The organism is Xanthomonas sp. 4461 (assembly GCF_024806475.1).
GTDB classification, from domain to species: domain Bacteria; phylum Pseudomonadota; class Gammaproteobacteria; order Xanthomonadales; family Xanthomonadaceae; genus Xanthomonas; species Xanthomonas arboricola_F.
Map to the genome: position 1 here is coordinate 790,152 of NZ_JANTYV010000002.1, position 16,737 is coordinate 806,888.

General features: G+C 65.0%; 16 protein-coding genes. 9 read left to right on the plus strand and 7 right to left on the minus strand.

Going from position 1 to position 16,737, the window contains the following annotated elements:
• Position 1: 1 nt before the first annotated feature.
• From FHY19_RS11135 to FHY19_RS11150, 4 genes are all read right to left on the minus strand, one after another.
• The gene (locus tag FHY19_RS11135; protein WP_259153209.1) at positions 2 to 373 is read right to left on the minus strand and encodes a DUF423 domain-containing protein; all 372 of its coding nucleotides are present in this window, start codon (positions 371 to 373) and stop codon (positions 2 to 4) included.
• A gap of 95 nt (positions 374 to 468) precedes the next feature.
• On the minus strand, positions 469 to 1,650 hold the full coding sequence (locus tag FHY19_RS11140; RefSeq protein WP_046964735.1) for an SRPBCC family protein: 1,182 nt from the start codon (positions 1,648 to 1,650) through the stop codon (positions 469 to 471).
• A 362-nt stretch (positions 1,651 to 2,012) separates the two neighbouring features.
• Positions 2,013 to 2,654: a response regulator transcription factor gene (locus tag FHY19_RS11145; RefSeq protein ID WP_005990002.1), complete on the minus strand. Its 642-nt coding sequence runs from the start codon at positions 2,652 to 2,654 to the stop codon at positions 2,013 to 2,015.
• Complete coding sequence (locus FHY19_RS11150; RefSeq protein WP_046964733.1) at positions 2,655 to 3,848, minus strand: sensor histidine kinase; 1,194 nt, start codon at positions 3,846 to 3,848, stop codon at positions 2,655 to 2,657.
• Positions 3,849 to 4,088: 240 nt separating this feature from the next.
• On the opposite strand from FHY19_RS11150, the gene FHY19_RS11155 reads away from it, so the two are divergent.
• The 5 genes from FHY19_RS11155 to FHY19_RS11175 all read left to right on the plus strand — a co-directional run bounded on the left by FHY19_RS11155 (position 4,089) and on the right by FHY19_RS11175 (position 7,187).
• Positions 4,089 to 4,688: a GNAT family N-acetyltransferase gene (locus tag FHY19_RS11155; protein ID WP_259153208.1), complete on the plus strand. Its 600-nt coding sequence runs from the start codon at positions 4,089 to 4,091 to the stop codon at positions 4,686 to 4,688.
• 2 nt (positions 4,689 to 4,690) lie between these two features.
• Positions 4,691 to 5,434 carry a septum site-determining protein MinC gene (gene minC, locus FHY19_RS11160; RefSeq protein WP_259166109.1) on the plus strand — a complete coding sequence of 248 codons (744 nt, stop codon included), beginning with the start codon at positions 4,691 to 4,693 and terminating at the stop codon, positions 5,432 to 5,434.
• 36 nt (positions 5,435 to 5,470) lie between these two features.
• Positions 5,471 to 6,280 carry a septum site-determining protein MinD gene (gene minD, locus FHY19_RS11165; protein WP_046964730.1) on the plus strand — a complete coding sequence of 270 codons (810 nt, stop codon included), beginning with the start codon at positions 5,471 to 5,473 and terminating at the stop codon, positions 6,278 to 6,280.
• Positions 6,281 to 6,282: 2 nt separating this feature from the next.
• Positions 6,283 to 6,540 carry a cell division topological specificity factor MinE gene (gene minE, locus FHY19_RS11170; protein ID WP_005994583.1) on the plus strand — a complete coding sequence of 86 codons (258 nt, stop codon included), beginning with the start codon at positions 6,283 to 6,285 and terminating at the stop codon, positions 6,538 to 6,540.
• Positions 6,541 to 6,695: 155 nt separating this feature from the next.
• On the plus strand, positions 6,696 to 7,187 hold the full coding sequence (locus tag FHY19_RS11175) for a hypothetical protein (protein ID WP_046964729.1): 492 nt from the start codon (positions 6,696 to 6,698) through the stop codon (positions 7,185 to 7,187).
• A 113-nt stretch (positions 7,188 to 7,300) separates the two neighbouring features.
• Here the strand turns inward: FHY19_RS11175 and FHY19_RS11180 are convergent, their stop codons facing one another.
• Both FHY19_RS11180 and FHY19_RS11185 read right to left on the minus strand, forming a co-directional pair.
• On the minus strand, positions 7,301 to 8,599 hold the full coding sequence (locus FHY19_RS11180; RefSeq protein ID WP_259166110.1) for a HAMP domain-containing sensor histidine kinase: 1,299 nt from the start codon (positions 8,597 to 8,599) through the stop codon (positions 7,301 to 7,303).
• On the minus strand, positions 8,592 to 9,308 hold the full coding sequence (locus FHY19_RS11185; protein ID WP_259166112.1) for a response regulator transcription factor: 717 nt from the start codon (positions 9,306 to 9,308) through the stop codon (positions 8,592 to 8,594). The genes FHY19_RS11180 and FHY19_RS11185 overlap by 8 nt, the downstream gene beginning before the upstream one ends.
• A 147-nt stretch (positions 9,309 to 9,455) precedes the next feature.
• On the opposite strand from FHY19_RS11185, the gene FHY19_RS11190 reads away from it, so the two are divergent.
• The 4 genes from FHY19_RS11190 (at position 9,456) to FHY19_RS11205 (ending at position 15,859) form a co-directional block, all read left to right on the plus strand.
• The gene (locus FHY19_RS11190) at positions 9,456 to 11,189 is read left to right on the plus strand and encodes a glycosyltransferase family 39 protein (RefSeq protein WP_259166113.1); all 1,734 of its coding nucleotides are present in this window, start codon (positions 9,456 to 9,458) and stop codon (positions 11,187 to 11,189) included.
• 98 nt (positions 11,190 to 11,287) lie between these two features.
• Complete coding sequence (locus FHY19_RS11195; protein ID WP_259166115.1) at positions 11,288 to 12,052, plus strand: phosphatase PAP2 family protein; 765 nt, start codon at positions 11,288 to 11,290, stop codon at positions 12,050 to 12,052.
• A complete protein-coding gene (locus tag FHY19_RS11200; protein WP_259166116.1) occupies positions 12,049 to 13,710 on the plus strand; it encodes a phosphoethanolamine transferase in 1,662 nt (553 codons plus the stop codon). The genes FHY19_RS11195 and FHY19_RS11200 overlap by 4 nt, the downstream gene beginning before the upstream one ends.
• 136 nt (positions 13,711 to 13,846) lie before the next feature.
• Positions 13,847 to 15,859 (plus strand): M2 family metallopeptidase, encoded by a 2,013-nt coding sequence (locus FHY19_RS11205; protein WP_259166117.1) that lies wholly within the window; start codon positions 13,847 to 13,849, stop codon positions 15,857 to 15,859.
• 95 nt (positions 15,860 to 15,954) lie between these two features.
• On the opposite strand, the gene FHY19_RS11210 is transcribed toward FHY19_RS11205, so the two are convergent.
• Positions 15,955 to 16,629 carry a hypothetical protein gene (locus FHY19_RS11210; RefSeq protein WP_326521123.1) on the minus strand — a complete coding sequence of 225 codons (675 nt, stop codon included), beginning with the start codon at positions 16,627 to 16,629 and terminating at the stop codon, positions 15,955 to 15,957.
• Positions 16,630 to 16,737 lie beyond the last annotated feature (108 nt).

Here is a 16,737-nt window from a genome sequence, read left to right on the forward strand (position 1 = left end):
CTCAGCGCCGCAACGCGCCGATCGCCAGCACCACCCAGCCCAGCATCAGACTGATGCCGCCGATCGGTGCCAGGCCGGTCGGCCAGTGCAGCAAGGCACCACCGACCAGGCTGCCGGCAAACAGCAACGTACCGAGCAGCAACAGGTACAAGCCGACCCGTCCGAACGCACGTGTCTCGGTGGCACCCAGCACAACCAGCACGGCGCCATGACCGAAGGCGTACAGCGACGCCAGTTGCAGCCGCGACTGCACCAGCGCGTCGGTTACGCCATGCGAGGCATAGGCCGACAACCCCACGGCGACGGCGGCCAGCAAGCCGCCAAGAAAGGCCAGCAACGAGGGATGTTTCTTGCGACGATCGAGCAAAGACATACGGGCAACTTCCTGGCAGCGCCGTGGCGCAAAAAAAAACGCGCCGCAAGACTGCGGCGCGTTTTCGTCTGGATCACATCATCGTAGTAAAGCGATTACTTGATGGCCCAGTAGACGTCGTAGGTACCGTCCTGCGTAAACGACTTGTCCACGCCGCCCTTCCACGACTCGTACGGACGCTCGGTCACGTCGTTGCCGCTGGTGGCAGCCCAGGCACGCAGGGAACTACGCACTGCGTCCAGGCCGGCCATGTGACCTGCGTAGGTTGCAAATGCCGAACGGTGCGCCTTGGTGCGCTCGTACTTCACCGGCGCTTCGGACGGGATGTTGAGCTTGAGCTCTTCGCCCGTTGCGGCAACCGGCGTCGCGTCGACCGGCGCAGCAGCAGCGGCGTCGTCCTTCTTGGCATCGGTCTTGGCGGTGTCGGTCTTGGCATCGGCCTTCGGCGCACCACCGGCACGCTTGCGGACCGGCTGCACGACGTCGAACGCGTACTTGTCGGTGGCAAAGTCGGTGGTGACGATCCGGACCGGACCAGCAGCTTCCAGGCCGTTGGCGTCCATCACGCGCTTGATCCACTCCTGGTTGTCCTTGATCGACTTCTTGATCGTCTCGTTGTCACGATCGATGTTGCCTGCGGTGACGACCAACAGGTCCTCGGCCGGCACATCGACGAGCTTGAGATCGCTCAACACCGGCTTGCCGTCCAGCTGCGCGCGGTAGTCGAAGTTCGGCACGGTGGCCAGTGCGGTGGCCAGACGCGACAGACCCAGCTTCAGGTCGTCGCCCACGTGGCGGCTGACATACAGGCCGGCATAACGACCGAACAGGTTCCAGCCGTACTTGACGCTGTAATCCTGGGTGATCTTGACGTTCTTGTTGTTCTTGCCGGTCGGAGCCAGGGTGAAATTGGTGACCTTGTCGTAGCCCTTGGTGGGATCTTCGATCGCGATCTCAACACGCTCGTTCTTGACGGTGTTTTTGATTTCCCAGCTGCCGTTGCCGATATAGCCCTCGGTGGAGCTGTATTCGACGCGTGCACCCTTGCCCTCTTCCGGGCCGGCCAGCTTCAGCTGGATCTTCGGGTCACGCAGCACAAGCGGGTTCCAATCCTTGAAACGACGGAAGCTGTTCACGGTGTCGTAAACAATCGTCATTCTGCGGTTGGTCTCAACACTCTCGGACATCTGCCGCTCCGAGGGCAACACCAAGCCCACCACGACAAACAAGCCAGCCACGATCCCCAAGGCGATCAGGAACTCGATAATACGGGTCATTCAGGAGGTCTCCGGGGCCGATCCCACGGCCGGGTTGAGTGAAGCGAAGCCACCATCCTAGCAGGCTTCGAGAAAGATGTTCAGTTGTGCGACGGGTAGCGCGGTCTTGCGGTGTCATCCAGCGCGCGCAACGCCGTTGCGAAACTGCGCAATCCCAGCCTGCGCAAGGGTTTGCGCCGATCGCGCGCAGTCATCATGCACATCGTGCGCTGCGTGCGTGTGATGCCGCATCAGTCAGAGGTACGAACGGCCGTATCGCCGTGCGCCCGGCGCGGCGCAATCGCGTCACGAGGATCTAGGACCGCGACGCCACGTCAGGCCGCAATCTCCTTGAACGTCAGCGCATTGCGACGGCCCGGCCGTCAGACCAGCTGCAGCTCGAACGCCTTCAGCACCGCGCGTGTACGGTCGCGCACGCCGAGCTTGGACAGGATGTTGGACACATGATTCTTGATGGTGCCCTCGGCCACGCCCAGCGAATTGGCGATCTCCTTGTTGGAGAAGCCGCTGGCCATCAGCCGCAGGATCTCGGTCTCACGATCGGTCAGCGGATCGGGCCGGTCCAGGCTGACGAATTCGTTACGCATGTGCTCCAGGCCCGACAGCAGGCGCTGGGTGACCGCCGGCTGCACCAGCGAGCCGCCGTCGGCCACGGTGCGGATCGCGCCGACCAGCTGTTCCAGCGAGACATCCTTGAGCAGGTAGCCCTTGGCGCCGGCCTTGAGCCCGGCCAGCACCAGCTGGTCGTCGTCGAAGGTTGTCAGGATGATGGTCGGCGGCAGCGTGCCGTTGCGCGACAGCATCTGCAGGGCTTCCAGACCGGACATCACCGGCATGCGCATGTCCATCAGCACCACATCCGGCTGGATCTGCGGAATCTGCTCCACCGCCTGCTTGCCGTCCGAGGCCTCGGCCACCACCTCGATGCCGTTATCCAGCGCCAGCAGCGAGCGGATCCCCTGGCGCACCAGGGTTTGGTCGTCGACCAGGCAGACACGGATCATCTAGAACACTCCTTGGGTAACGGCCGCAGGCATCAGTGCCGGCGCGCCTGGAACGCAGATGCGCAGGCCGAAGCCGTCGCCGCGCCGGGTTTGGATTTCCAGCTTCCCACCATACTGGCTGAGCCGCTCACGCATGCCGCGCAGGCCGTTGCCGGGCGCCACCGCATCGGCGCCATGGCCGTCGTCGCGGGCGTCGATCAGCACGGTGTCCGCGTCGCGCCGCACCTGAATCCACAGATTGCGCGCGCCGGCGTGGCGCACCGCGTTGGTGATGATTTCCTGGGTGCAGCGCAACAGCACATGCGCCCGCTCGGGGTCGTCCAGGGTCAACGGCTGGGCGATATCCAGGTGGATGTCCAGCGAGGGAACCTGGGTCACCAGCGGGCGCAGCGCTGCCTCCAGATCGATGGCCCCGCTGTCGCGCAAATGGCTGACCGCCTCGCGCACGTCGGTGAGCAGCAGCTTGGCCAGGGTGTGGGCCTGGCGCACGTGCTCCTGCGCCTGGCCTTCGGTGATGTGACCGGCCACCTCCAGGTTGAGGCTGAGCGCGGTGAGATGGTGGCCGAGCAGATCGTGCAGCTCGCGCGAGATGCGGGTGCGCTCGTTGATACGCGCGCTTTCGGCCAACAGCGCGCGGGTCGCGCGCAGTTCGGCGTTGAGCCGGCGCTGTTCTTCGCGTGCTTCGGTCTGTTGCCGGGCGACCAGGCTGGTGACGAAGATGAACATCGAAAACCCGCCATACAGCAGCGACTGCATCAGGGCGCCGGAGACCGGGAACCCGAGCAGCAGATGGTAGACCGGCAGCACCGCCAACTGGCTCAGCACCAGCCACACCACGCCCACACGGAGCGGCAGCAGCCAGGGGATCACCCCGGCAGCCACCATCATCAAAATACTGCCGAGGCCGGTTCGGGTGAGATAGCTGACCGCCAGCGCGCAGACCGTGAGCAGCAGCAGGATCAGCCGGTCGTACCAATGCGCATGGCCGCCGCTGCTCAAGCCGCGCGTCAGCCAGAAATAGCTGCCCCCAAAGCCGACGAAGAACGCCGACATCGTGGCCGCCTCCAGCACGCTGCGGTGATCGCCCTCTTCGGCGGGCGCCCAGTAGATGAACACCAAGGGCATGGCGATCATCGCCCAGGTGAACAGGCCGGCGAAGCGCAGGACGCGCGTATGACTGAGGTATCCCAACATGCTGGCATCTTAGGCCCAAGCGCCGGCGTTGCCCTCTTGCCGGAAGTCATGCATGCACGTGTGCGCCTGCACGCGCCTGCCGGCAAGGCCGGGTTTGCGCCTGCGCGCCGCCTTGGCGCGCTTGGCGCGAAGGCGACTTGCCCGCCGTGGTCACGCGGCGGGTCGCCGCTTCAGGCCACGCATGCAATAATCCGACGCAGATCCGATTTCGGGTCGAGAGCGTTACCCCACGGAGTCCCAATGTCGATCGTCATCCGCGACGTGCGCGAGCACGAGCTCGATTCCGTCCTGGCCCTGAACAACAATGCCGGACTGGCGATCCTGCCGCTGGATTCAAACAAGCTGCAACGCTTCTACGAGCATGCCGAATATTTCCGCGTCGCCGAGCGCGACGGCAACCTGGCCGGTTTCCTGGTCGGGTTCGGCAGTGGCAGTGCCCATGACAGCAGCAATTTCGCCTGGTTCCGGGACCGTCACCCGGAATTTTTCTATATCGACCGCATCGTGGTCGCCAGCCGCCGTCGCGGCGGCGGCGTCGGGCGGGCGTTCTATGCCGATGTACAGAGCTACACCGAGCTGCGCTACCCGCAGCTGGCCTGCGAAGTGTTCCTGGACCATGGCGCCGATGCGGCGCTGCTGTTCCATGGCAGCTTCGGCTTCCGCGAAGTGGGCCAGAACACCATGCCCGACGTGGAGGTGCGCGCGAGCATGCTGATGAAGGACATGAGCAGCTATCCGTGGGTCAAGGAGACCTATGGCGGCAAGTTGCCCGAGCACTTGCCGTGGGTCGGCCGGCCGCGGCATGCCGCCGCCACCGACAATCCATCGACGGGGGCCTGAGCGTGTCGAGTGTGAATGTGGATTTTGAACAGGCCGGCGAACTGAAGATCGGTCAGGTGGGCATCGCCAACCTGCGCGTGCGCACCCTGGATGTGCCGCGCCTGGTGCAGGAAATGCGCGAGCGCGTGACCCGGGCGCCCAAGCTGTTCGGGCGGGCGGCAGTGATCCTGGATTTCGGCGGCCTGTCGCAGGTGCCGGACGTGAGCACCGCCAAGGCGCTGCTGGATGGCCTGCGCGCTGCGGGTGTGCTGCCGGTGGCGCTGGCCTACGGCACCAGCGAGATCGACCTGCTCTCCCAGCAGCTCGGCGTGCCATTGCTGGCCAAGTTCCGCGCGCAATACGAACCGACTGCGGTCAGCCCGCCACCTCCGCCGCCGCCGGCACGCGCCGAACCCGCAGCGCCGGTCGCGCGCCCGGCGCCGGGTCGCATGCAACGCAACGCGGTGCGCTCGGGCCAGCAGCTGTATGCGGAAAACTGCGACCTGACCGTACTCAATACGGTCGGCGCCGGGGCGGAGGTCATCGCCGACGGCAGCATCCATATCTACGGTACCCTGCGTGGCCGCGCGTTGGCCGGCGCCCAGGGCAACCCTGACGCGCGCATCTTCTGCCGCGACTTCCACGCCGAACTGGTTGCCATCGCTGGCCACTACAAGGTGCTGGACGATGTTCCCATGGACCTGCGTGGCAAGGCCGTCCAGGTCTGGCTGGAGCAGGATCAGATCAAGATCGCTGCGCTGGATTGACGCAGCCCAACCACAGAAATATTTCGGAGAAATCCTTTGGCTGAAATCATCGTAGTCACCTCCGGCAAGGGCGGCGTTGGCAAGACCACCACCAGCGCGAGCCTGGCCTGCGGGCTGGCGCGGCGCGGCAAGAAGGTCGCCGTCATCGACTTCGACGTCGGTCTGCGCAACCTGGACCTGATCATGGGCTGCGAGCGGCGCGTGGTGTACGACTTCGTCAACGTCGTGCACGGCGAAGCCACGCTCAAGCAGTCGCTGATCAAGGACAAGCGCTTCGACAACCTGTACGTGCTGGCCGCCTCGCAGACCCGCGACAAGGATGCGCTGACCCAGGACGGCGTGGAGAAGGTGCTCAAGGACCTGGCCGCCGACGGCTTCGAATACATCGTGTGCGACTCGCCGGCCGGTATCGAAAAGGGCGCGTTCCTGTCGATGTACTTCGCCGACCGCGCCGTCGTGGTGGTGAACCCGGAAGTGTCTTCGGTGCGCGACTCCGACCGCATCATCGGCCTGCTCGATTCCAAGACCCGCAAGGCCGAGGAAGGCAAGACGGTGCCGGCGTTCCTGCTGCTTACCCGCTACAGCCCGGGCCGCGTGGAAGGCGGCGAGATGCTCAGCATCACCGACGTGGAAGAAGTGCTGGGGCTCAAGGCCATCGGCGTGATTCCCGAATCCGGCGACGTGCTCAACGCCTCAAACAAGGGCGAGCCGGTGATCCTGGATGCCGAGTCCCCGGCCGGCCAGGCCTACGACGACGCGGTCGCCCGCATCATGGGCGAAGAGCGCCCGATGCGATTCACATCCGTGGAGAAGAAAGGCTTCTTCAGCAAGCTGTTCGGAGGCTAAGCATGGGCCTGCTCGATTTTCTCAAGAGCAAGAAGAACACCGCCGAGACGGCCAAGAACCGCCTGCAGATCATCATTGCGCAGGAGCGCAACCACCGTGGCGGGCCGGATTACCTGCCGCTGCTGCAGCGCGAATTGCTGGAAGTGATCAAGAAGTACGTCAACATCGACGCCGATGCGGTGCGGGTTGATCTGGTCAAGGACGGCGAGCACGACGTGCTGGATATTTCTGTCGCCCTGCCGGAAGACGGCGACAAGTAACGCGGTCGTTGCCGCCAGCGTGCAGGCCATCGACGCTCGCGCGCTGTGTGGCGATGGCCGCACCATCATTACGACGGTACCGTGTTCGCACGGTACCGTTTTGGTATCTACCCCATGGCGCGCCCTGTAGCGCGCCCGACCGCGAGCGACTGCGCGTGACTTCTCATCCTGCTTCCCCATCCGATGCGTCCGCGGTGCTGTGCGTAGCCGATATCGGCCTGGACGCCCCGGCCGCCCTGCTGGGCCGGTATGGCCTGCGCCTGCATCGCGTGGACGCGGGCGCTGCGATCCCTGGCAGCTTCTGGGGCGAACCGGAGGCGGGCATCATCGGCTGCGATGTCTATGTGCGCGACGACACGCCGGTACACTCGATGCTGCACGAGGCCGGGCATCTGATCGTGCTGCCCGCCGACAAACGCGCCGCCGTGCATACCGATGCCACCGATTCGGTGGATGAGGAAGACGCCACCTGCTACCTGCAGATTCTGCTGGCCGAGCAGCTGCCGGGCGTGGGCAGCGCGCGGCTGATGGCCGACATGGATGCCTGGGGCTATACCTACCGATTGGGATCCACCCGCGCCTGGTTCGAGCAGGATGCCGAGAACGCACGCAACTGGCTGAGCGAACGCGGACTGCTGCCGGCCTGAGTTGGCCGCTGGTTGCCCTGGATGGCAAGGCAATGGCTTGCCTGATGCCAACCGGGATGCGCAGCGTCTGTACGGCCGCGTGGCGCACGTCGACGGGCTGCGCCTGCGCTGCGCTAGGCGTGTGTCGGCTCGATTGCTGTCGTGGCACCGACCAGATCCAGCGTTGCGACCGTGCCCTGCCCTGCATCGGATTCCAGGCTGAGCTTCCAGCCCAGGTGTTCGCAAAGACGCCCGATCAGCTCCAGGCCGATGCCATTGCCCTGCCGTGCATCGCCGCGCGCCAGGCGCGCATAGATCGCGCTGATTTCTTCCGGCGTCATGCCGTGGCCCGGGTCGGAAATGCGCACCATGCCCGGCGCCGATAGCGCGATGCGGATGATGCCGCGGTCGCTGTTTTCGATCGCATTGCGCAGCAGATTGCCGATGGCGGTCTGCACGATGGCGACCGGCGCGGCGAGGCTGCACGGCGGCAACGGCTCGATGACCAGCTGCAGATCCTTGTCTGCGCACAGGTGCGCGTGGTCGGCGACGATATCCGGAATCAGATGGTCCAGCCGCACTGTGTCGCTGCTGCGTACCAATCGGCCGGGATCTTTCGCCAGTACCAGCAACAAGGCGATCAGTTGCTCCACCGCCGCGCTGGTCTGTGCGATGCGCTGCAACTGATGGCGCACCGCCGGCGGCGTGCCGGGCTGCTCCAACGCCAGCTCCACCGCATTGCCGATCACCGCGATCGGCGTGCGCAGCTCGTGACTGGCGCTGTCGATGAAGGCGCGTTCGCGCTCGACGAACTGGCCGTTGCGCTCCAGGTAATCGTTGAGCGCATCGGCGATGACGTACAGCTCGGCGCTGCCCTGCGCCCCCACCGCAACCTGTTGCGCGCGCCGTTCCGGACGCAGCGCGCCGATATCGCGGGCCAGCTCCACCAACGGGCTCACCAGTCGGGCCATGGCATAGGCGCCCATCAGCAAGGTGATGCCGATCAGGGCCACGCCGGCGGCCAACATCCAGCGAGTGAGGAATTTCTCCAGCGCTTCGAAATCGGTGATATCCAGCACCAGCGCCAGACGACCGGCCTGCGCGGTGTCGCGCACCATCACCGCACTCGGGCGGCCATCGACGTCATGCTCATGCAGGCCGGGATGCAGCGTTCGCAATACCGGCGGTACGGCCTTGCCGCCGTCCAGGCGATACAGCCGCAAGGTGTCCGAATCCTGCCAATGGTAGCCGGGACTTTGCGCGCTGCTGTCCAGGATGCTGTCCAGTTCCGAGTTGAGCAGCGAGCGCCATACGCCATGCTCGGCGCGCTCGTGCAGGTATTGCGCGGTGCCGAACACCGCCAACGTCATCAGCAAGGTGTAGCCGAACAACCACACCATGACCCGACGTCCCAGCGGGCGCGGCTTAGCCATCGGCGCAATCGCTGCTCGTCGGTTCGCTGGCGCCTTCGAGTTCTGCCAGACGGTAGCCAAGCCGCGGCAGGGTATGGATCAGCTTCTGCGCGAACGGGCCGTCCACGCTGCGACGCAGCTCGTAGATATGCGAGCGCAGCATGTCGCCATCGGGCGGGTCGTCGCCCCACAGCGATTGCTCCAGGCGCTGCCGGGTGACGGCGGCAGGGCTTGCCTGCATCAGCACTTCCAGCAACTTGCGGCAGGCCGGATACAGGTGCAGCACCTGGCCGGCGCGGGTGGCCTCCAGGGTGGACAGATCCAGGCGCAGGTCGGCCACCTGCAGCAGCTTGCCGCGGCGGCGGCCGTGCGCGCGCGCAAGCAAGGCCTCGATACGCACCTCGAGCTCGGGCAGCGCGAACGGCTTGGTCAGGTAATCGTCCGCACCGGCGCGGAAGCCGGCGATCTTGTCCGGCAATTCGTCGCGTGCGGTGAGCATGATCACCGGCAGCTCGGAGTGGTGCTGCTCGCGCAGGCGGCGCAACACCTCCGGCCCGTCCATGCGCGGCATCATCCAGTCCAGCACCAGCACGTCGTATTGCTGGGTGGTGGCCAGATGCAGGCCGGTGACGCCATCGGGCGCCGCATCCAGGGTATGCCCGCGCGCTTCGAAATAGTCGAACAGGTTGGCGACCATATTGCGGTTGTCTTCGATGACCAGCAGCCGCATGGGGCGGTTTCCAGAGCGGCCCGACAGGGACGGTGTGCGCATCCTAACCGAGGCGAGCCGAGCCCGACCGCTCCCGGCGGCTTTGCGCGCATTCCGACAAAATTCCGACCTGCTTGCCGGCTATGGTTCTGCCCCTTTGACCGGGGCATGCACGTGTCGCCTGCCAGCTCTGCCTCTCTCTCCCGTCGGCGCGCGCTGCTTGCCGCGTTGCTGCTGATCGTTGTCAGCCTGCTGGCCGGGCTCGGGCTGCGCCAACCCAATCCGCCGGACGAGCCGCGCTTCGTGCTGGCCGCACGCACCATGGTCGAAAGCGGGCATTGGCTGCTGCCGCACCGTGGCAGCGAGTTGTACGCGGAAAAGCCGCCGGTGTTCATGTGGCTGCAGGCGGCGAGCTACGCGCTGGTGCCGCAATGGGCGGTCGCGTTCCTGCTGCCCTCGCTGCTGGCCGCGCTGGCAACGCTGTGGCTGACCTGGGACATGACGCGCCGGCTGTGGAACCGGCGCGTGGCCGGCTACGCGGTGCTGGCGTTGTTTGCGGTGCTGCAGTTCGGCCTGATGGCCAAACGCGCGCAGATCGACATGGTGCTGGTGGCGCTGACCACGCTGTCGCTGTGGGGGCTGCTGCGGCATGTGTTGCGCGGGCCGGATTGGCGGGCGTGGACGCTGGGGGTGTTTGCCGCCGGCGTCGGCACGGTGACCAAAGGCGTTGGTTTCCTGCCGCTGCTGCTGTTGCTGCCGTGGATGGCGCTGCCGCGCCGGCACTGGAGCGTGCTGCCGGCACGTGCGCAAGCCGGGCGCAGTTGGCTGCTGGTGCTGCCGGCCTTTCTGGCGGGCACTGCGGTGTGGTTGGGGCCGCTGGGTATCGCGCTGCTGCATGGCGATAACCCGCAATTGCACGCCTACGCGCACGAGTTGTTGTTCAAGCAGACCGGCACGCGCTATGCGCACGCCTGGCACCACGTCAAACCGTTCTGGTACTACCTGCAGGTGATCGCCACGCTGTGGCTGCCAGGCTGCCTGTTGCTGCCGTGGCTGCTGCCGGCATGGTGGCGCCGGCTGCGCCGCGGCGACCCGCGCTATGTGCTGCTGCTGGCGTGGAGCGTGCTGGTGCTGCTGTTCTTCAGTGCCAGCCCGGGCAAACGCGAGGTCTACATCTTCCCGATGCTGCCAACGCTGTGCATGGCGGCGGCGCCGTTGCTGGCCGGGCTGCTGCGCCGTCGCGGTGTGCGTGCGCTGCTCACCGGCTATGTGTTGCTGCTTGCGCTCGCCGGCCTGAGTCTGGGTGGCGGCATTGCGCTGCATCTGCATTGGGCCGAAAACACCGCGCTGAAACGCGGCATGGAGCTGGCGTCGTTGCAGTCGGTGGGGTTCTGGCTGATCGGCCTTGGCATCGTCGGCCTTGCCGTGGTGGCCTGGTCGCGCGGCCGGCGTGCGGGCACCGCAGTAGTGGTCATGACGGCGGCGCTGTGGATCGTTTACGGCCTTGGCTTGATGCCGGCACTGGATCCTTACAGTTCGTCCGCGCGGCTGATGCAGCGCGTTGGCCAGCGGATCGGCCCGGACGCCGAGTTGGGCATGCTGGCCTGGCGCGAGCAGAACCTGCTGCAGGCCGACCGCGCGGTGACCGACTTCGGCTTCAAGGCGAGTTGGCAGCAGCAATGGGACAAGGCAGGCCCGTGGCTTGCGCAGGAGCCGGAAAAACGCTGGCTGTTCGTGCTCAAGCAGGCTGTACCGACATGCATCGATCAGGCACAACGCATCGATATCGGCGAATCCAATCGCAACCAATGGCAACTGGTGCCGGGCACCGCGTGGCATGCCGGTTGCACCGCCACTGCGTCCGACACCGAACAAACCGGTAGCGACGGCGATCCAGACTGAATGCTCGGTGTCGATTAACGGCTGGGCAACTCCGGTCCGACCGCTCTCCGACATCCGGGTTTCGAAGATGCCGGGCAATGACACAGGCCGACATCCCGATGAGCACGCTTCCCGTCCATGCGCCCGTCCTGGCGCACACCGCCCCCGATGTGCGGGCGCGATTTCTTGCGCGCCATCTGTGGATGCCGCTGACGGGTGTGCTGCTGCTCAGCGCGTTGTTGATGGGTGCCGGCGGCGACCAATGGATCGCCGATGTGCTGTACCGGCTGGAAGGCGGGCACTGGCTGCTGAAGGACCACTGGTTCACCAGTGGCGTGATTCATCGCATCGGCAGAGGGCTGAGCACGGCGGCGGGTGTCAGCGTCGTGATTCTGGCAGTGGCTGCCTGGTGCAGGCCACGCCTGCGCAAACTGCGCTGGCCGCTCACCTATCTGGCCGCATCGGTCGCCTTGTCGACCTCGCTGGTGTCGTTGCTCAAGTCGTGGACGGCGATGGATTGCCCTTGGGATTTGAGCCGGTATGGCGGCACCCAGGCAATGATCGGGCTATTCGAATCGCGCCAGGGCGTTGCCGCGTCCGGTTGTTTTCCGGCCGGCCATGCCAGTGCCGGATATGCGTGGGTTGCGCTGTATTTCTGCGCGTTGTCGCTGCGTCCTGCGTGGCGCGTCCCAGGTTTGTTGACCGGGTTGCTGGCAGGTCTCGTTTTCGGCATTGCGCAGCAACTGCGTGGCGCGCATTTTCTCTCGCACGATGTATGGTCGTTGGCAGTGTGCTGGCTGACGGCACTGGCGTTGTACTGCGTGATGCTGGCACGGCCGCATCGCGCGTCTGAGTCGATGTTGCCATCGGGGGATGCAGCATGAGCACCTGGTTACCGGAACCGCGCGGGCGCACCAGTGCGCGCGTGCTGACATGGAGTACCCGGCCGACCGTGTCGACCGAAGCGCTGGTATTGCTGTCGAGCCTGTTTTTCGCGTTGGTGTGCAATCAGTTGTTCTGGCGCACGGCGATGGCCACCCACCCGGGCAGTGTCGGGTTTGCGATTTCGTTGATGGCGCTGCTGGTCGCCGTGCACGCGCTGTTATTGGGTCTGCTGGTGTGGCGCTGGAACGCCAAGCCGCTGCTGACCCTGCTGCTGTTCACCACCGCGCTGGCTGCGCACTACATGGACAGCTACAACGTCTATCTGGATGCGGACATGCTGCGCAACGTGCTGCATACCGACCACAAGGAATCGCGCGAGCTGCTGACGCCGGGGCTGATCTTTCCGCTGCTGTGCTACTTCATGATTCCCACCATACTGCTGTGGCGTACGCGCCTGCGTGCGCGCAGTGTCGGCAAGTCGCTGCTGGTACGGCTGGGATTCCTGCTGGCGGTGGCGGTGGTGGGCGCCGCCGGCACCATGTTGTCGTCGCAGGACATTTCGGCGCTGATGCGCAATCACCGCGAAGTGCGTTACCTGGCCACGCCGATCAACTACATCGTCGCATTGCGCCAGAACCTCAAGTCCGAGTCGCCGATCAAGCGCGCACCCAAGCAGCCGATCGAACACGATGCCAGCGCGACGCCGCGCGCTGCCGGCAGCCGCCCACGCCTGTTGCTGCTGGTGCTGGGTGAGACCGCACGCGCGCAGAACTGGGGCCTCAACGGCTATGCGCGCCAGACCACGCCGGAGCTGGCGCAGGCAGGGGTGATCAATTTCCCGGACATGCATTCGTGCGGCACCAGCACCGAAGTGTCGGTGCCCTGCATGTTCTCGCCGTTCGGCCGCCGCGATTACAACGAAGACATGATCCGCGGCCACCAGTCGTTCCTGCACGTGCTTGAACATGCCGGTATTTCCACGCTGTGGCGCGACAATCAGTCCGGCTGCAAGGGCGTGTGCGAGGGGCTGAACATGCAGAAGCTGGACGATGCCACCACGCCAGGCCTGTGCGCCGATGGCCGTTGCATGGACGAAATCCTGCTGCGCGACCTGGCGGCGCAAGTGCGTGCCAGGCCCGGCGACCGCGTGGTGGTACTGCATCAACTCGGCAGCCACGGCCCCAGTTACTTCGAACGCTACCCGGCGCAGTTCGAGCGCTTCAAGCCGATGTGCAGGACCGCCGACCTGGGCAGCTGCAGCCGCCAGGACATCGTCAACGCCTACGACAACTCCATCAGCTATACCGATCACTTCCTCAATCAGGCCATCCATGCATTGCGCGGCTTGTCCGACTACGACACCGCCATGATCTATCTCTCCGATCATGGCGAATCGTTGGGCGAGAAGGGCCTGTATCTGCATGGCGTGCCGTATGCCATCGCGCCGAAGGAGCAGACCCACGTGCCGATGGTGATGTGGTTCTCGCCGGAATTCGCGCGCGACCGCGGCCTGGACGAGGCCTGCCTGCGCCACCGCGCCGGGCAATACACCGACCAGGATGCGCTGTTCCCGTCGGTGCTGGGCCTGATGCAGGTCAAGACCAGCGCGTATGCGCGCGAACGCGATGTCTTTGCGCAGTGCACGGGGAAAGGCTGAGCGTTTTGGCACCGCCAGCGGCGGGATCGGCCGCCGCTGCGTGGTGTCGGCGGCGGCACCGTTTGCCGTGAAGCACTGCTTGCCCTGAAGCCCCGCGCGCTCTAGCCTTCGCCGGACTTCACCGCAAGGACCACCCGTGAATCCTCGTCTGCTGTTGCTGGCACTGGCTGTCGCCGGCACGTTATCGCTGTCGGCCTGCCGCAAGGACGCCGCGCCGCCGGCCACACCGGCCGCGACCAAGGCCGCGCCTGCCGAAAGCGCCGACCAATTCGTTGCGCGCATCAGCGCCGAGTACAAGGCCGCCTACCCGGAAGTCACCGCCGCGCAGTGGCTGTCCTCGACCTATATCAACGGCGACTCGCAGCTGCTGGCGGCCAAGGCCAACGAGCGTTCGCTGGCGCAGCTGGATCGCTGGATCGAACAATCCAAGCGCTACGCCGGCACGCCGATGTCGGCCGACAGCGCACGCGCACTGCAGCTGCTCAAGCTGATGAGCGCCCTGCCGGCACCGCGCGACCCGGCCAAGCTTGCCGAACTCACCCGCATCGCCGCCAAGATGGAAGGCGACTACGGCGCAGGAAGCTACTGCGTGGGCGATGGCGAACAACGCCGTTGCCGCCAGCTCGGCGAGCTGGAACAGGTGCTGGCCAGCAGCCGCGACTACAACGAACAACTCGATGCCTGGCAGGGCTGGCATGGCACCGCCCAGCCGATGCGCAAGGATTACCAGCGCTTTGTCGAGCTGGCCAACGAAGGTGCGCGCGGCAATGGCTTTGCCGATGTCGGGGTGATGTGGCGCAGCGGCTACGACATGCCGCCGGCACAACTGGCCAGCGAGACCGACCGGTTGTGGGAGCAGGTCAAGCCGCTGTATGCGCAGCTGCAGTGCTACGCGCGCGGCAAGCTGGATACGCAATACGGCAAGGACAAGGGCGAGCTGGCCGGCGGCCTGTTGCCCGCGCATCTGATGGGCAATATGTGGCAGCAGGACTGGAGCAATCTGTGGGATTTGCTGCAGCCCTACCCCGGCGCCGGCGATCTGGACATCACTTCTGCGCTGGAAAAACAGTACCAGGGCAACCTGAGCGCGGTGCTGGCGCGCAACACCGGTGGCGACGGCGGGACGGCCGCACGCTTCAATGCCGAGCGCGAGGCGCAACTGCGCACGGCCCGACAGATGACCGAGCGCGCGCAGGATTTCTACACGTCGCTGGGCATGCCCAAGCTGCCCGACACCTATTGGCAACGCTCGCAGTTCATCAAGCCCCTGGACCGCGATGTGGTCTGTCATGCCAGCGCATGGGACATGAACATGGGCGGCGAACCGAACCAGAACATCGGTGCCGATGTGCGTACCAAGATGTGCATCAAGCCCACCGAAGAAGACTTCACCACCATCTATCACGAGCTCGGCCACATCTATTACGACCTGGCCTACAACCCGCTGCCGCCGCTGTTCCAGAACGGCGCCAACGACGGCTTCCACGAAGCGATCGGCGACACCATCGTCTTGGCGATGACGCCCAGGTATCTGCAGTCGATCGGCATGGTCGGCGAACAGCAGGCCGGGCGCGAAGCTTTGATCAATTCGCAGATGCGCATGGCCTTGAGCAAGGTCGCCTTCCTGCCGTTCGGTTTGATGATCGACCGCTGGCGCTGGGGCGTGTTCGATGGATCGATTCCGCCCGAGCGCTACAACCAGGCCTGGTGGGAACTGAAAGCCAAATACCAGGGCGTGGCGCCGGTCACCCCGCGCGGCGAAGAGTTCTTCGATGCCGGCGCCAAATACCACGTGCCGGGCAATACGCCGTACACGCGCTATTTTCTGGCGCATATCCTGCAGTTCCAGTTTTACAAGGGCCTGTGCGATGCGGCCGGGCAGCAAGGCCCGTTGTACGAGTGCAGCTTCTACGGCAACAAGGACGCCGGACAGAAATTCTGGTCGATGTTGCAACGTGGATCGAGCCAGCCCTGGCAGACCACGCTGAAGGAACTCACCGGCAACGAAAAACTCGACGCCGGCCCGATGCTGGAATATTTCGCACCGATGAGCGAATGGCTCAAGCAGCAAAATCAAGGCCAATTGTGCGGCTGGCAGGCAAGCGCGCCCATCAACGCCGATGCAACTGACCTGACCGATAAACACTGATCTTTTGCCGCGCTTTGCGTGCGGCCACTCTGTCCCGCAGCAGCACGATCATGCGCTCGCGGCGGACCTTCGTCTTTCGCCGGCCCCGCCCGAGATTACGCATGAAAGATCTGCTTCAAGGCACTGCAGATGGACATCGCAAGCTCTTCCTGCTGCTGGATACCGAAGGCAATGGAGCGGTCGAAATGCCTGGACCACATGATCCTGCGCAACGAAGAGTCGACAATCCGGATCGATGCCCGAATCCGTTCGGCATCGATCCGTAAGCTACCCTCGATCGAATGTTGCACCTGCGCGCGCGCGTGGAGCTCCACCGATGAGACCAGTGGCACGGTGAAGACTTCACCGAACGCCTGGAACAATTGATCGAGCAACTCTTCGTAAAGACCATCGGCGAACGCCTGCCCCTCATCGCGCTCCGCAATGTAGTGAATTGGCTGGATTATGAGACGGCTACTGGCCACACAAGGAGCTGCATTCTGCCGAACGACCACTGGCATATAGCGACCCACAGGAATCTTAATCACCAGCGCAGCGCCCGCACCCTGCATGCAGTAATAAGCAGCTAGGCGCTGGCGCAGACGTCCGACCTGCACCCTCACCACGGGATCCTCCGCCGGCAGATACTGCGCGGGATCGCGATCGAAGACCTCGATTCCGATGGCGTACTCGTTGGTATTTCGCACGTCACCAGAAATGAATTGCTCGACCAGATACCGGAGAAGTCGCCCCATCCGCGGAGCTTTGAGGAATGCATCACTCTTGAGCAGGGCCTCACAAGCAGATCGAATTTCCTGCGCATCAATTCCATCGCCCCCCTCGATCACGGCACGCCCTCGTCATTCCCAGTTACTCCTATCACGAAGTCCGCGATCAGC

Coding starts and splice junctions, on each gene's coding strand:
- FHY19_RS11200 (WP_259166116.1), top strand. CDS start 12,049: ATGAGCACCTGGTTACCGGAACCGCGCGGGCGCACCAGTGCGCGCGTG.
- FHY19_RS11190 (WP_259166113.1), top strand. CDS start 9,456: ATGCACGTGTCGCCTGCCAGCTCTGCCTCTCTCTCCCGTCGGCGCGCG.
- FHY19_RS11145 (WP_005990002.1), bottom strand. CDS start 2,654: ATGATCCGTGTCTGCCTGGTCGACGACCAAACCCTGGTGCGCCAGGGG.
- minE (WP_005994583.1), top strand. CDS start 6,283: ATGGGCCTGCTCGATTTTCTCAAGAGCAAGAAGAACACCGCCGAGACG.
- FHY19_RS11180 (WP_259166110.1), bottom strand. CDS start 8,599: ATGGCTAAGCCGCGCCCGCTGGGACGTCGGGTCATGGTGTGGTTGTTC.
- FHY19_RS11185 (WP_259166112.1), bottom strand. CDS start 9,308: ATGCGGCTGCTGGTCATCGAAGACAACCGCAATATGGTCGCCAACCTG.
- FHY19_RS11155 (WP_259153208.1), top strand. CDS start 4,089: ATGTCGATCGTCATCCGCGACGTGCGCGAGCACGAGCTCGATTCCGTC.
- FHY19_RS11150 (WP_046964733.1), bottom strand. CDS start 3,848: ATGTTGGGATACCTCAGTCATACGCGCGTCCTGCGCTTCGCCGGCCTG.
- FHY19_RS11195 (WP_259166115.1), top strand. CDS start 11,288: ATGAGCACGCTTCCCGTCCATGCGCCCGTCCTGGCGCACACCGCCCCC.
- FHY19_RS11140 (WP_046964735.1), bottom strand. CDS start 1,650: ATGACCCGTATTATCGAGTTCCTGATCGCCTTGGGGATCGTGGCTGGC.
- FHY19_RS11135 (WP_259153209.1), bottom strand. CDS start 373: ATGTCTTTGCTCGATCGTCGCAAGAAACATCCCTCGTTGCTGGCCTTT.